The organism is Bradyrhizobium australiense, from assembly GCF_013114825.1.
Classification (GTDB): Bacteria; Pseudomonadota; Alphaproteobacteria; order Rhizobiales; family Xanthobacteraceae; genus Bradyrhizobium; species Bradyrhizobium australiense.
Genome location: NZ_JAAVLX010000004.1, coordinates 767,476 through 782,245, shown reverse-complemented (window position 1 = coordinate 782,245; position 14,770 = coordinate 767,476). Strand labels below are relative to the sequence as shown.

The 14,770-nt window shown below is 56.9% G+C and carries 7 protein-coding genes; all 7 read left to right on the top strand.

The features are described from left to right. Positions 1-225: 225 nt before the first annotated feature. The 7 genes from HCN58_RS15820 (at position 226) to HCN58_RS15790 (ending at position 14,314) form a co-directional block, all read left to right on the top strand. Positions 226-4,485, top strand: coding sequence for an HTH domain-containing protein (locus HCN58_RS15820; RefSeq protein WP_171580266.1), 4,260 nt, complete (start codon positions 226-228; stop codon positions 4,483-4,485). Further along, entirely contained in the window at positions 4,466-6,415 is a 1,950-nt protein-coding gene (locus tag HCN58_RS15815; protein ID WP_171580265.1) for a hypothetical protein, read from the top strand. Before HCN58_RS15820 ends, HCN58_RS15815 begins: the two co-directional genes overlap by 20 nt. A 48-nt stretch (positions 6,416-6,463) precedes the next feature. Continuing rightward, a complete protein-coding gene (locus HCN58_RS15810) occupies positions 6,464-8,281 on the top strand; it encodes a tetratricopeptide repeat protein (RefSeq protein ID WP_171580264.1) in 1,818 nt (605 codons plus the stop codon). A 109-nt stretch (positions 8,282-8,390) separates the two neighbouring features. Further along, positions 8,391-9,464 (top strand): hypothetical protein, encoded by a 1,074-nt coding sequence (locus HCN58_RS15805; protein ID WP_171580263.1) that lies wholly within the window; start codon positions 8,391-8,393, stop codon positions 9,462-9,464. 172 nt (positions 9,465-9,636) lie between these two features. Beyond that, the gene (locus HCN58_RS15800; RefSeq protein ID WP_171580262.1) at positions 9,637-11,958 is read left to right on the top strand and encodes a hypothetical protein; all 2,322 of its coding nucleotides are present in this window, start codon (positions 9,637-9,639) and stop codon (positions 11,956-11,958) included. Between the two features lie 501 nt (positions 11,959-12,459). Then, complete coding sequence (locus tag HCN58_RS15795; RefSeq protein WP_171580261.1) at positions 12,460-13,095, top strand: hypothetical protein; 636 nt, start codon at positions 12,460-12,462, stop codon at positions 13,093-13,095. Positions 13,096-13,891: 796 nt separating this feature from the next. Then, the gene (locus HCN58_RS15790) at positions 13,892-14,314 is read left to right on the top strand and encodes a cation efflux transmembrane domain-containing protein (protein WP_171580402.1); all 423 of its coding nucleotides are present in this window, start codon (positions 13,892-13,894) and stop codon (positions 14,312-14,314) included. The last annotated feature ends 456 nt before the right edge of the window (positions 14,315-14,770 follow it).

Below are 14,770 nucleotides of genomic sequence, written 5' to 3'. Positions count from 1 at the left end.
GCGGATTGCAAGTCGGCCCCACCCCATGTGAAGCGTTGGCCGCCGAGTTGCTTAATACGGCGGCAAGTGCAGCCCTCAGTTGCAATCGTTCTTGAAACGTTCTATCGTATATAGCTTTGGCTGATTCTGTTGTGGCGCATGACTGTTGATCTACAGAGGTCTCACTGACCCGCCTCGACGTTTAGCATTGGTCATGAACGACTATGCGGGTCGGAATCCAGGGACATGTCTGACGCTAACAACGAGCAACTCCGTCCACCTCAAAGCTGGGACAAATTCGAGGAGATTTGTGCCGACCTTTTTTCGCGCATCTGGAATGACACCCAACTCGTGCGCTACGGCAGCACGGGACAGAGACAAAACGGTGTCGACATCTACGGAAAAGAGAACGGTGCCGACTCCGGCGTGCAGTGCAAAGGGAAGCGCGATTGGCCGCCCACCAAACTCACGATTGCTGACATCGACGCCGAGATCGAGAAGGCCAAAAAATTCGATCCGCCTCTCAAGAGCTACATCATCGCGACGACGGCCGAGAACGACGTCTATGTAACAGACCATGTCAACACCGTTTCCACCAAACATGCGCAACAAGGACTGTTCCGTGTAACCGTCTTCGGATGGAAGGAGCTGGTCCGGCGCTTCTATGATTACCCTGAGCTGCTCGAGAAACATTTCGGCATCTACACGCTTCGTCAGATGCGGCGTGAAATGCCCGAGATCATTGCCCGCGCTGTCGAGGGGTTGCAAAGCGCAAACTTGGCTGCTGGTCCAGGCTCTGCGGAAATCCCAACCGGGCAGTCCAGCCTTCTCGATGACCGGCTCACCGAAGCGCTGGACCGCGATTTCGGTGCACGTTACGAGCGCGCTCTTCAGCGTTCCGTTTTTCCCGAGTTGCGCAAACGCGATGAACTCGCGCAACTCGCCACAGAGGTTCTTGATACTAAAGGCGTGTCGCCGAATTTGCGGCGAACGATCCTCTTCCGAGCAGCTCGGTCGGCTTCGATCCGTGGCAATCTCGACGAGGCTCGCCGCTTTCTGAGTGAGGGACAAAAGCTATCTGGATCGGAGTCCGATGAGTTGGCGCGCGCACGCGTGGCGGTCGCCGAGGGGCGGATCAATGAAGTCATCCAGATCTTGCGCGACAGAACCGACGCGGAATCACGCTCCGTTCTGTTCAGCATAATTGCGAACGAGCGAGATGAAGACGACGCCCTGACCTGGTTTGCGGAGAACAATCTCTCGCCGGCACATCTCACGGCGCTCGGAATTTTCAGCCTTAGCTTCATTTACCTGAAGCGCGAAGATTGGGATGGCGTGGAGCGGGTGCTCTCACAAACGACAGCCGAACAACTTGCCGCGCTTCCCTATCTATATTTTCTACGCGGCGCGATCCGCTTTGTGAAGTTGCTCCCTGTTCAGGAACGGTCGGCTGCTCTCGCTGGTCTGCCGATGGATGTGCGCAACGCAAGGCCGATTGTTGGCGACCACGAAGTATCTGCGGTGCTCGACACAGTCCTTGACGATTTGCGGAGAGCTTTGCCATCCGCGACTTCGTTGGGGTTGCGAGAGGCGCCACGAAACATTGAATCTTACATCATCTGGGGAGAATTGCTGCATCCGTCACGCAAGGAAAAGGCGCTTGGTCAATTGCGTCGCGACATGGACGACAACGCGTTGGCTGTCTCGCGTATCCAGTACGCGCTTGCTTATCTCAAGGATTATTCACCCGCCGCACTTGAAGCCTACTTGCAGCGTCGTGATGCTCTTGGGGGCCTTACGGATGACGAGCTGCGCGCAGCTTTCGTCATTAGCTTGCATAAAGACAATCCTTCCCACCTTGCAGCTCTGATTGCCGCCAAGCGGCAGCAGGCCGAGGCTACGTTTGGCAGAAGCGGTATTCTGTCGCTGGAGGTTCAAGCACTGGCCAAGAGTGGCGATGCGACTTCCGCCAGAATCATTCTCGAAGAAAACCTTGATCTGTTCGATGTGGGCCAGATAGCGGGCCTTCGTGCTGAGATTGCAAAGGCCGAAGGTGCCGACCCGGTCGCTGAACATTTGCGCCTCTATGAAAGTGAGAAAACCCCTGAAACGCTTCTTGCTCTAGTAAATGAACTTGTCCGGAAGAAGGATCATATAGGTATCGCCAAATATGCCGAGCTGTTGTTCAGCGAGACCAAAGACCCACGTGCCATCGGGCTGGCTGCTGAAGCGCTGATACGGGCTGGCGATGGCGACAACTTCGTTCGTCTTGTCGAGAGTCATCCTGCGAAGGATCGCGACGTTAGCTTCCTGCACTATTACGGCTGGCAGCTATTTCGATTGGGTCGTCTTCGCGAGGCAAAGGAGATTGCTGACCGGATCGAGAGAGACCATCCTGTCCATCGCGACCTGCAATTGGAGATCGCCATCGCGATCGAGACTGGTGAGTGGGAAATGCTGGCAGCTCCGCTTACAGCATCACTCGAACAGGCCAAGAGTCTTGACGGACTGACGCTGATCCGCGCGGCGCACCTTTCGCAGGCATCTGGTCAAGGACCCCTCATGGACCTTGTCGCCGCAGCAATCGCCAAGGGCGGTGATGATCCGCATGTCTTGCTGGGAGCTTACTTCCTGTTCGTCGAGCAAGGTCTCGAGGCAGGCCGCCCCGAGTCGCACGAGTGGTTCCAGAAGTCCCTCGCGCTTTCGGGTCCTGAGGGACCTATACAAAGGTTCGAAATCCAGGAACTCCTCGCGCAGCAGTCGGAATGGAATCAGCATACGCGTTACATTCAGGACAACGTCGTCCGCGGTGACCTTCCGCTTGCGGCGGCCGGCCCTGGCTTGCGCACCACGGTTGTTGATCTGGTATTGCGTAACCTTATTCGAAATGCGGCGCTCACGGATGGCCGTCGTCGCGTGACCGTTCCATTGTTCGCCGGCCGGCGTCTTCCGACGCCTGTTGGAACGCCAAGCTCGCTTGCGTTGGACATAACGACGCTCCTTGTTCTCGGTTGGCTCGGACTTCTGCCTGCTGTTTTTGAAGCATTCCCAAGCATCGTATTGCCCGCAGGTGTCCTGGCTGAGCTGTTTGAGGGGCGACGACGCATCCGCCGAGGTCAGCGAACACGGCTCCAAAAGGCAATCGAGGTCCGTGACGCGATAGCCAAGGGTCGACTGAAGGTACTGCGCACCCCGAGTCTTGCCCGCGACGCGCTTGGCGAAGAGGTCGGTGTCGAACTGAGCGCACTTATCCGGGAAGCGAATGCGGCCACGGGGGTTGTTATCCGGCCTGCGCCGGTCAATCGAGCCAACGTATCGGACCCAGGTGTCGTCGATATGAGCGCGCATAGCGATCATTTGTGCGACATGCACGGTCTCCTGAAGGCGATGGTCGACTTGAATGCCGTCGATGAAGAGAAAGAGACGTCGGCCAAACACTACTTCGACCTGCAAGACAAAGGCTGGGTGTCCTGTGCTGCGCCTAAGCCAGATCAGCCGATTTTCCTGGATGGATTGGCGTTGGTTTATCTACAGCACACGGGACTCCTCCAGCCTGTCCTGCGCACGTTCGCCAGCGTTTATATTCATGTATCGACTGAAGACGAAGCCAATATTCTCATCGATGACGATCAGAACGTCGCCACGATCTTTCAGATCATCGACGATATTCGATCGACGGTGCGACGCGCGAATGCGGCCGATCGTATCACGTTCGGCCTACGACGTGCCGATGCGAGTGACACTGAGTTCGACGGTGCGCAGTCAACGGTAAATCTGTTTTACAACTTCAAAGGTGCCGAAGTCGTCGTCGTCGACGACCGGGCGCTGAACAAGGAGAGTTTTGGCGTAGATGCGTCCGGCCACCGGGCGCATATGGCATCCACGCTCGATATCATCGAGGAGCTTCGTAAACGCGGCGCTCTCACCGACGATCGATATCGCACGGCTCGCTATCGTCTCCGCGAGGCGGGTGCCATGTTGGTTCCCGTCACTGCGACCGAGCTCGCCGCTGCGGCCAAGCGGAATCGCCAGAACGAGTCACCCGAATTCCGTGCCGTTCGGGATAGCTTTGATCTCGCGCGTCTGTCGGAGATCCCTCAATTTCCTGCCGAAATGCGCTGGTTCATGAGTTATGTGCAGGCTATCCGGGGCGCGATTTCGCGCATTTGGATCGAAGAACCTGACGAACAACGTGCGCGGCTGATCGCGTCCGCAATATTCGAAATGCGGATTGTGCCGGAGGATTGGCTTCCATTCTGGAAAGGACAGCCGCCACCTGGTTGGATCGGTGCCGTGTATCGCGCATTGATCGGTGGTTTCGCATTGCCAGTCGAAATTCTCGACGACAAGAAGATCGTGCCCTATCAACGATGGCTCGACGATGTCTTGATGTCAGAGCTCCGACTCCTGTCACCCGAACTCTATCAGCAGCTTGTCGCCTACGTCCGTGACTTCATGCTCATGCCGTGGGGAGGAGATGAGGACGATGACGACGGCGAAGAATAGACCAAACCTGAGTTCTGAAGAACTGGCGCGCTACAAAGTTGTTTTTGCCCTTCGGCGGGTTGGGCCCGAGATGCAAAGCGATGTGCTCGCCGATGGCACCGTCGTGGCACGGACTGGCATCAGCGTCTCAAATCCGATCAAGCTGCCCGAAGGCATCGTGCTCGATCGGGACACGCTGTTCTCGGCCTTTCAGAAGGCGGCCGCCGGCGAACCTCAATCCGAGATGCGAGACATCGATGGTGTCAAGCGCGATGTCGAAATCATTATGGATGATCGGGCCGCGTATCTCACCTATGGGACCCACAGGATCGCGTTCCCTCACGCAGCCCTGCTCTCAACGAAACCTGAGAGACGGCAACGAGCTATGTCTGCGATTCTGAAGTGTTGCACGCTGACGGCGCAAGCCCGCGCTCAACTCCAGGCCATCATCAGCAAGGTTGATTATTCTCAGGCGGATTTTTTTGAGGCACGCACAATTCTGGCCGGAGCGCCTGAAAGCTTTGCGACGTCGCTGCGCGAGGCGGCCGACAAGGGAAAGTTAGGGAAGATCGATCTGCTTCCGTCAGAAATCGAGCATTGGGAAAATCTGACGGCACGGCGGCTCACATCGGAGCTGCTCGTCGACTTCATCCAGAACGAGCTCGCTGATGAACGCGCTTCGCGTCTTGCGCACCCAATGGACGCCATCGATGTGATCTCTCTCACCTTTGGTGGGCCGGAGCTTGTACCACTGGAGGTCATGCGTCAGTTCGGTGCGGATGAACTCCTTGCGGCGTTGAGGCACCTGCTCCAGTTTAAGGACCCCTTTGCGATGGCGGGTGCATTCGATATCTGCGCCGACCGAGCGGCATCCGATGTCCGGTTTGTCAATGTCGGAGACGAAATTCTGGATCGGCTGGTTGGCGATCGACAGAGGCTCCACGGCGAGCTAACGACCTTCGCGGCAGCCTTTGTCATCGCGAGCGCCTATCTTGCGGAACATCAGGTGCTCCAGAGGCAACCGGCATTTTGGCGGCGCTTAGCGGCGGCGTCCCATGCCGCACTCGTCACGCGCGTTCTTGGCGGGAACAGCAACGAGGAAGCCTCGCTCCTGAGCTGGGCGACGCGCATTTCTGGTAAGACTTTTTATCTTTCAGTCTTGAATGATGCCGATGTTGAACCGCGATGGCGTCCCGATTGGATCAGCCCAAACTTTGTCGCGGCCGACATCTATGGCCGACTTCTCGCATCGTTGCAAAGACTCGGTGACAACGGACCCGAGAGCTGGCGCAGAAAGCTTGAGGAAGCAAAAGATTCGATCATGTCGGACGTTCCGGCCATGGCGCCAAACTTTCCGGCGCTGACGCAAGGCTGGCGAATGCCTTCGTCCGATCCGCCTCCCGCCGATACGCCTCTCGGTGAGTTGTTCTCCGAGTTTGGGGAGCAACCTGGCGTCGGCAAATTCCTCCAGTTTATGCAACTCACCTACACGTTCGGGTTTCCTGTCCAGATGCGTGAGTCGGTGCTCAAGGCTGTCCAGGCACTTCGCTCGGAGCTGGCAACCATTCTGCCTGACCACGCCCAGGCCGCTCTCGATCTGGCAGCCTTCATTGCCGCGCGAAATCGGGATACCGAATTGGCCGAGGCGGTAGCCGTTTTGGCGATCGAGCGGCTGGTCAGGAGTCGGGATGTCGATCGCCTGTTGCCGACAATTTCTGCGCTCGTGGAGTGCGCGGCTGCGTTTACCGATCGGAAGGATGCTCTCGAGACGCTTGCACGGAGGCTCGAAAACCTTGCCTTCGTTGCTCCGGCTGCATTGTTGCCGGACGTCCTCGATGCCTTCCGAATTTTGCAATCGATCAACGAAGATTTGTCACCTCTGCTCGGGCGAGCGATTGCGACGGCTCGTGTCGGGATGCCGCGTGTAGCTGTGGCCGAGAGGCAATACTAAGTTGAGTTGTTAGACCGAGGGCGCACCGTATTCGTCCGGGGAGGGGCTGTGAATTTTGGATCTTTACGTAGGACATTCCGCGCCGCCGTCTTCGCTTTGCTTGTGATCGGCTCGCCGAGTTTTGCCGAGCAGCCGGGCTCTTCTCCCGTTCTCATATCTGGAGTCCAAGAGCCGGAGGAAATGCGGGCTCCGCCCGTTGCCGTGGGGGCTAAGGAACTTTCACCCCCTGAACGAGAGTTCGCAGCCGCGACGGAGAATTTTTCGAAGATCAACGATCCGAATGTGCTGCCGGCCCTAAACCGGATTCTTGCCAAATACCCTGACTTTGGTGATGGCTACGTGGCCCGCCTTAGTTTTCTTTGCGACCGCAACGACAGGCAGGCGGCGCTAACCGACCTTGCAAGCGCGATCAAGTTCGCCGCCAGTTCACGCAGCAAGGATACGGTCGCGTTGTCGTCCATCCGGGCGAAGCTCGTATTCGCGAGTGGCGACCAGGCGGGCGCAATGAACCTCCTCGAGGAGGCCGTTCGTACCGATCCCCGACATGCCAGCGATTTTGTCAACACGGGTAGTGCGAAGCCAGAACGATCCGCGTCAGTTTGCACGTGGACGGCAAGCGATATGGAGACGCTGACGCAACGGTTCCCGTCCGATTATAGATCGCATATGTTTCACGGACTCTACTACGCAAAATTTGCCCCGATAGATGACGACTCAATCGGACCGGCGATCGAGAGTCTCGACAAAGCAATCCAGCTCAACGCCAAATCGCCACTACCGCAACTGTTCAAAGCTGATCTGCTGAGTAACTTTCTGATCTTTGGAAAGCGGCTGGCGAAGTTGGCGTGGACCGATGCTGCCCGCGATAAGTTGGACGCCGAGGTGGTTCAGGAATATTCCAAGGCCCTCGTGATCGATCCGAGTCTCGTGCCCGCGCTCAAGGGACGCTCGCTCGCATACCTCCATCTGAAGAAAAATCGACAAGCCATTTCGGATTATGATCGTATCCTGTCGGTCGACAGTCGTGAGGCTACCTCGATCCACGACCGCGGGCTCGCCAAAATGGCTCTAGGCGATATCTATGACGCAATTTCAGATTTCACTTCATACATCGAACTCAAGAGCGCACCGGAAAGTCAATCGGAGGGGCGGAGCGACTTGGCACACGGCTATGAAAGTCGCGCCGACGCCTACCTTAAGACCCGACAATGGGATCGAGCCATTGGCGACTACACGAGAGCAATTTCGTATGAGCCTGGTAATAGCCTCATCTTGATGAACATCAGCCAGTTCCGCGCCATCTATCCAGAGTACGGCGCAGTTTCTGACGACATTCTCGCGCGAAAGCTCCAGCAGACTTTCTATCCGGCCTTCAAGTACGAGGATTTCTCGAAAGGTTTCTTCCAGGGCAAGCCTATGCCTTCGACGGTAATCCCGGACGTATATATGAAGCGTGCAGATGCCTATCTTGGTGCTGGTAACTGGCGCCAGGCGTCGAAAGAGTTCAGGCGCGCAATGAACGGCTTCCCGGCCTACGCGGAGGCCTTGGACCGCTGGCGGGAAATTGGTTCGGCTACCAAGCAGCGCATTTACGTTGACCTGAAGACCTTCGATGACGCCAAGCGTCAGTCCGTCAAAGTTTGGATTAAGCAATTGCAGGGCCTTGGCAAACCCGGCGCTTCGGATTTTGTTCTGTTGCAATTTGAGCTGAACTGCCTGACGAGCCAATTGCGACAAGTGTCTTTCACGAACTACGATGCTGCGGGCGAGCTCACGCGGAGTGGGCAAGCGAGTGGTCGATGGAGCAGCCCGATCCCCGAAACGCTCGGCGAAATTGTCCATAGTGGAGCTTGTCGATCCCATTGACGGAGGATGGTTCGGCTGCTGCGCTCGCCGAGGATCGACCATACGCAAGCGGTCGTTACATCAAAAGCCTTAAACAGAATTATACCCGCAACTCTTCCACGCCAAGGCCATGATCACAAGCCCGGACCCAGTTATCGCTGATCTCAAGCGACCCAAGCTAAACGTCGATTTTCTTGAGATGACGCTCACGCAGAACAAGTCAGGTAAGAGCGCTATCGTTTACAAAGGAACGGGCTACATTCGCCAGACGCAGGATGATGTCCTCACGTTCAGGCTATATGCGAGCCAAACGCAGAACACGAATGCGATGGCCGACTTCAGGCGTCTGAATCAGACTAGATCGGGTGAACTCTACCCAGAAGAAGCGTTTTATACACTGATAGGCATCGCAAGCGACGGATCGCAATGGACCGCTGACCGGGTTCTGCCCGAACCTAGCTGGAATTTCGAGCACTCCAATCCAATCGTTTCCGGCAAACTGTCGTTGGTCACATGCGGGGAGCTTTTGCCAGATCCAAAAGCCGTCACCCTCCATTTCTTCGAAAGGGCGGATCTTCCCATGATTGCCCGTGAAGCCAACTTTGAGGCAGTCGGCTGCGAATTCCATTGTGAGAATGATGAAGATGGATTTGTTGTGCGCGCGAAGTCTAGTGAGCCGCTTCCGAAGCATCTTGTGATGCGGGTCGAGGAAGCTTTGCGATTTCTGTTGGCACAATCGGTTTCGCCGCGCGCCATTGTCCAGCCTCGTGCAGTTATTTTGAATTCCGCGACGCGTAAGACCGGTGCGATACGGCTAGGCCCGCCCATCTCCCGAGGCTCGATCGCCTTCCTCAAGGGATGGCGTCTGTTTGAGACGTATCTGGCCCACATTGTGCGCCAGACGAAGTTCGAGAAATGGAACCCCTGTTCGGGCTACGTGCACAATGCGCAGGAGGCGAGCGCAAATTCGCTTGATGCTTGGGCCATCGGACTTTGTGTGGCCGTCGAAGGCCTCGCCAGCATGATCAAACTCGACGAGGGTAAAGTCGAGAAAAAGAAGCGGGACGCCGAGAAAAACGACTCAAGAAGCTCCAGGAATTCATCGTCAAACAGGTGTCGAGCAGACAGCGTCTCAAGCAGTATGCTCCTCGGGTCGGCGGACTTGTCGGAAATCTGCATGCCTTACGTGCGGTTGACCGTATGAACTGGTTGGAAAAGCGCGGCGGCCTCGACCGGAAGCACGTCGATGCCTGGAAGAGGAACGGACTATGGTATGCGGAACTTCCCCGTGGGTGCATACCCTCCGGATGGCTCTTCGAAGACGGAAGTCTCGGAGGGGCAGACATGAAGATGGTCGATTCCCATCCCGGTCGCTGATGAAAAGGCAAAAATCACGTCAAAAAGACAAGCAGCGGAAGCCGGGTCAGAAACCGGAAGGCGGCTTCAAACTATTTCGGCATCCGTTATCGATGCTAGAACCAGCCGACGTTAGGACGGCCTTGCTGAAACTGGCAGATCGGAAGACCGAAGAATTTCCAGAACTTATCAAGACCATCCTGCAAGTCTTTTGTGAGAGGTATCCGCCGCACATACTCGCCGTAATGGCTGGCTACGGTCTGACCGCGTCCGTCTCGGATGCAGGCGTCGAGAAGCGATTCGTTTCCAAGCTGGAGCAGCATCATCTTGAATTGCTTCAAGCGTTGATGTTGACGCTTCCCCTGTCGGAATGGGGCGAGCAGCCAGCGTCGCCGGCCGATATCCAGAAGACGATCGATACCATCGTCGATCTGGCCGAGGCATTTCACGCCCGCCGCTTCAAGGCCGTCGAAAGTACATCCGACTTGCAGGCCCGTACCGTTCTGTCCTTACAGGAGCGGCTACGCATGCACACGCAGATGGTACGGAATTGGGGTTATTTTTCCGAAGTCGTGCAGATCTCTTCCGAGCTCTACACGCCCCTCGATGAACCATTTCGGAAGGCACTGGGATTCGCCGCATCCGATCTCATCGCGACCGGTCGCCATCTCGTTGCCTTGCTCGAAAGCCGCAGCACCGAACGCCTCAATCGGTTAAGGTTTGCTTTTCGTGAGAAGACCACCGCTCGTCTGGTTCGGGCCTTCTTTAAGCATCATCCGGAGATGAAGGGGGATGCCGAGAAATTCCTGAAGGCCATTCCCGAAGGTGTGACGCGCGAACAGGTTGCGTACAGACTGTTGACGCATGCTGATATAGCGCTCGTGCAAGTTATGAATTTTACTGCTTCGGAGGTGGCACAACGGACAGGACTCTCGCTTGACATAACACGTAGCGTGTTGAGTGCCGTGTCCCTGCATCCCGGTGACTTGAGTCAGCAGGCCCCGGAACACATGTTCATGGCCAATCCAGTATGGCGGTCTCCCGTCATCGAAATTGGCGGCGCGTATTTCTGCCCAGCGCCGCAGAGCCTGTTCAGCCACATTCACGACGTAATGCGGTCGCTCGCAGGCGAGATAGGATTGAGCGAGGATCTTGAGCGCCGACGTGCGACCTATCTTGAAGAAAAAGTGAAGGCCTTGCTCGCCCAAGCTCTGCCGCGCGCTGAGTTGTGTCATGGTATCAAATGGCGTGTCGATGGGGTCGAGTACGAAACGGACCACGTCGTGGCGATCGACAAAACTATTGTCATTGTTGAAGACAAATCTGCGTCTCTGACCGGTCCAGGATTGAGGGGCGCGCCAGATCGTGTCCGCCGTCATGTCAATGATCTAGTCGTCGCTCCTTCGGAACAGTCGGAACGCCTCGAGAAAATGATCTGGGAGGCAAAAGCCGGGAAAAGCGAGGCCGTGGCGAGCCTCGCACCATTCGGCCTGAATTTCGACAGTACGGAGCGGGTCGTCCGAATCTCGGTAACGCTTGATGATCTCTCTGTACTCGCATCCGCGGAAGGCGAGTTGAAGGAGGCCGGATGGATACCACGCCCACTCATGCTGGCGCCGACGCTTAATGTTGCCGACATTCAGACCGCAATTGATATCCTGGGAAAACCCTCGTTCTTTCTCCATTACTTTGCGGAACGAGGACGATTTCAGAGGGCGCTTCGCATTTTTGCGGACGAGATGGATCTTCTCGGGTGCTATCTTGAGACAGGCTTTAACGTCGGAAGCCTCGAAAAAGAGGTGGCCTTAGTCGCTCTGACCGGAATGTCAGCACCCGTCGATAAGTATTATAACAGCCGTGACGCAGGCGTGACACTTCGCAAGCCTGCGCCGAAACTCAGCCCTTATTTTTCGGATTTGATCCAAGCGATTGAGAGTCGTGCGTTTCCGCGTTGGTTGACGGTCACGACGGACCTATTGCGTTCCGCGAGTCCGAGTGAGCAGAAGCAGGTCGATAGGCTCCTGACAAAGCTCAAGGCCAAGGTTGAACGCAACTGGCGTGATCCGGAGCACGAATGTTCGCTCGTCATCAGCCCACCGGAAAGCCGCGATACGGCAGTCGTGTTTTATGCCTATCCACCGCAACTTGCTTCGCGTCGGAAAGAAATTGCGGAAGAATTGGCATCCACCGCGCTCGAGGTGAGCGGTCGCGAGAGGTGCGTGATGATTTGTCGAAACACAGCGCGATGGGACGAGCCATATGCGTCAATCGTTATCGTGAATGCGTTTCCAAGTGAGAGCGACGGCTCTTCATCCGCTTCCGGTGAGACGAAAAACCAATAGGGGGAGAGATTATGGCGTGACGTTCGGCGTAACCTATTCGGAAGGCAGTGCGCGCGCAAAGAGCTTCTTCGTCCGTTCGTTGCCATATGCGCCCACAGCCGAGCGCAGCGAGGGCTGTCGGAAGCACCCGCTTGCCCCAAGGTTCTCTTAAGAACCTCGTCCCGCGATTCGGCGAGCTAGGGCCCGTTCTGATCGCCCGAAATTTTTGCGCAGATTTGTTTTTGGGTGCGCTAGGACAAATGAGCGGCTCCACGGATTCGATTCGTCGCGGCCACAATCCAGGCAAGAACTCACTGGTAGCAGGGCGCGTCCGCTAATGCGGGCCAGACTTCACTCCACCCGCACTCGCGGGTGTCGCCGAGCCGAGGATGGTGAAAGCCCGCTCTGGTCGCGAGGTGAGCGGACGCTTCGTGGCTTCGCGCGTCAGCCAAGCCCTCTTGATACGGCGCGCAAAATCAACCAAAGATCGAGTTTTCTTTCCGATGCAAATTAGGATTATCCATGGGCCTATTTGACATTGAAGTGGCAGACGCTGACCGGGGCTGGAAGAACATCAAGGCCGCCGAAAGCGCAGCCGAAGCCTGGATGAAGGCAGAGCTTCAGAAACTTTGGACGTACCACGAGCCTGCGGCCGACGAGGCTTTCCGCAATGAATTCGCACGACAGCCCGACACGCGGTTCTGGGAAATGTATCTGGGCACCCATCTGGTGCGCCTCCGAAGGAAGTTGATGCCGCGCAAGGACATCGCGCAGTGCAAGGACGGCGACAAAGGACCCGATTTCGGCATCCGCAAGAGCAACCGCGTCATCTGGATCGAAGCCATCTCGCCAAGCAAGGGCGACAAGAAAAATCCGGACAAGGTCCCCGAGTCGCTACCCGCGGGGACAAGCGAGCGAATTCTGCGTGCTGCGCCACGGCGGCAGGTGGAGCTGCGCATAACAAGCGCGCTCTACACCAAGGCAGTGAAGTTTCGTCGCTACCGAGAGGAGGGCATTATTGGCGAAAAGGACTCCTGTATCGTTGCGATCTCTGGGGTCAGTTCTCCCTTTTGGCAGGTAACATGGGCCTGCCGTACGCCGTTTCGGCGGTCTATCCATTTGGCGATGAGCAATTCACGGTCGACCGCAAGACGCTAAAGGTGATCGCAAGGGAATACACGTTCAGCGACTCCATCATGAGAACCGCAAAGCCCGATGACCCTATCGGGCGGATGGCGTTTCACAGCCATATCTATCGGGACATCTCCGGCATCATCTGGTCGCGCAGCTCGATCGGGAGTTTCTCCCCGGTTTGACATGATCTGATCTATGTGCACAACCAGAGTGCGGATCGACCCATTCCCAGAGGCTGGGCCCGGTGGACTGAAGAATACTATCCGCTGGCAGGAGAAAACACGCTGCATCGCTGTCGGCGAGGATAGCACACGTTCCGTGGATGGAATGAGGGAGCGCTATTTCGGTAACGCCAGGCGGTACCCGTGAAGCAGCATGTGCCAATACCGGCGCGACCGCTAAAGGGGGCGGGGCTCTATGAGCTGCACTCCCCGAGTCTGCGTCTCGGCGTCGAGGTAAGGAAGCTGCCTGGATCGCGACTTTGGGCGCAAGCGTTTCGGCGACGAAGGTTATGCGAGGAAGAACTAGTCGCCCGAGCTTGATGCTGCCTTTCTCTCGACTGACCTTGCCCTAACACCGGAGGAGAGGCAGGACCATGCCATCTATATTCCGACGAGGCCGCTGATTCGGGCTGATATTCGATAGTCAGGTCCCTATCTTCTTGCCCGAACTTGCTGTGGAAGATGTTGCTGTCTTGGCGGTCGGCTGAAGGGTGGTGGCCAAGGCTGTTGCGTTCTGGAGCGCCGTGATCAGAGCATCGGGCGTCAGTGTGCCACCCTTCGCCAAGGTCAAGACGGAGTGATCTCCTTCCTTGGGGCTGATGGCGGTGGGCTGGGGACTGGCGGCCCGGGCCAACGCCGCCCTGCTGCAAGGAATCTTCCTTGGCGTTCTGGGAGCGGGAGTTCTCGGCGGGATAGCCTATCGCGTGCTGGTGCAGCATCAGCCCGAAGCTGAGTTGATGGGCATTCTCGCGCCCGTCGGACTGGTGGTGAACGTGATGGCGGCCGTGGTGCTTCTTCCACGCCGGCAGGGCGACGCCAATGTGCGCGCGGTCTGGCTCTTCAGCCGCAACGATGCCATCGGCAACGTCGCGGTCATAGTTGCCGCGGTCCTGGTCGCGTGGACCCAAACGCCATGGCCTGACTTGGTCGTCGCGGTCGTCATTGCCGCTCTCTTTCTGCAGTCATCGTTCTCCATCACTAGGGACGCACGAAGCGACCTCGAAAAGCACCTAAAGGCGTGAAATGCAGCTTATGGTTTGATAGATCTTGGCAACCCATTGATATTGCAGCAAATGCGGCCGCCCTCCGAGCGCACCACAAGAGCACTGGGAGCTCTGATCTCTAGACGTGCTGTCGGACGTCCAGTGCATTGCGACCGGGTGTTGGCCGTGCTCTCTTTCGTTGGGAGCATTTACATGAATTCTTCTAAAGCTCCTTTGTAGAGCTCTTCCGACTTCAATTTGGTGTGACGCCGCAGCGTGCGCCAATCCTTGTGGCCAGTCACAAGCGCGGCCTTCTCAATTGTGAGCCTTGCTCTGAGCGCGCTCATTCCGCATGGGAAGTCGGAGCGAAAGGCCTACTTGCCGCGTAGGCTATGGCGTCAGCCGCTGGTTGATTGCCTGACTTATGATAGATGCGGATATTGATTCAGGAGGTGTAACCATTGCCGCCCGCAGCCGGACTTCTGACGTTCAGCT

What these genes read in the sequence shown, in the direction of transcription:
- HCN58_RS15790 (WP_171580402.1), top strand. Translation starts at nt 13,892, where the DNA reads ATGGCGGTGGGCTGGGGACTGGCGGCCCGGGCCAACGCCGCCCTGCTG.
- HCN58_RS15805 (WP_171580263.1), top strand. Translation starts at nt 8,391, where the DNA reads ATGATCACAAGCCCGGACCCAGTTATCGCTGATCTCAAGCGACCCAAG.
- HCN58_RS15820 (WP_171580266.1), top strand. Translation starts at nt 226, where the DNA reads ATGTCTGACGCTAACAACGAGCAACTCCGTCCACCTCAAAGCTGGGAC.
- HCN58_RS15815 (WP_171580265.1), top strand. Translation starts at nt 4,466, where the DNA reads ATGACGACGGCGAAGAATAGACCAAACCTGAGTTCTGAAGAACTGGCG.
- HCN58_RS15800 (WP_171580262.1), top strand. Translation starts at nt 9,637, where the DNA reads ATGAAAAGGCAAAAATCACGTCAAAAAGACAAGCAGCGGAAGCCGGGT.
- HCN58_RS15795 (WP_171580261.1), top strand. Translation starts at nt 12,460, where the DNA reads ATGGGCCTATTTGACATTGAAGTGGCAGACGCTGACCGGGGCTGGAAG.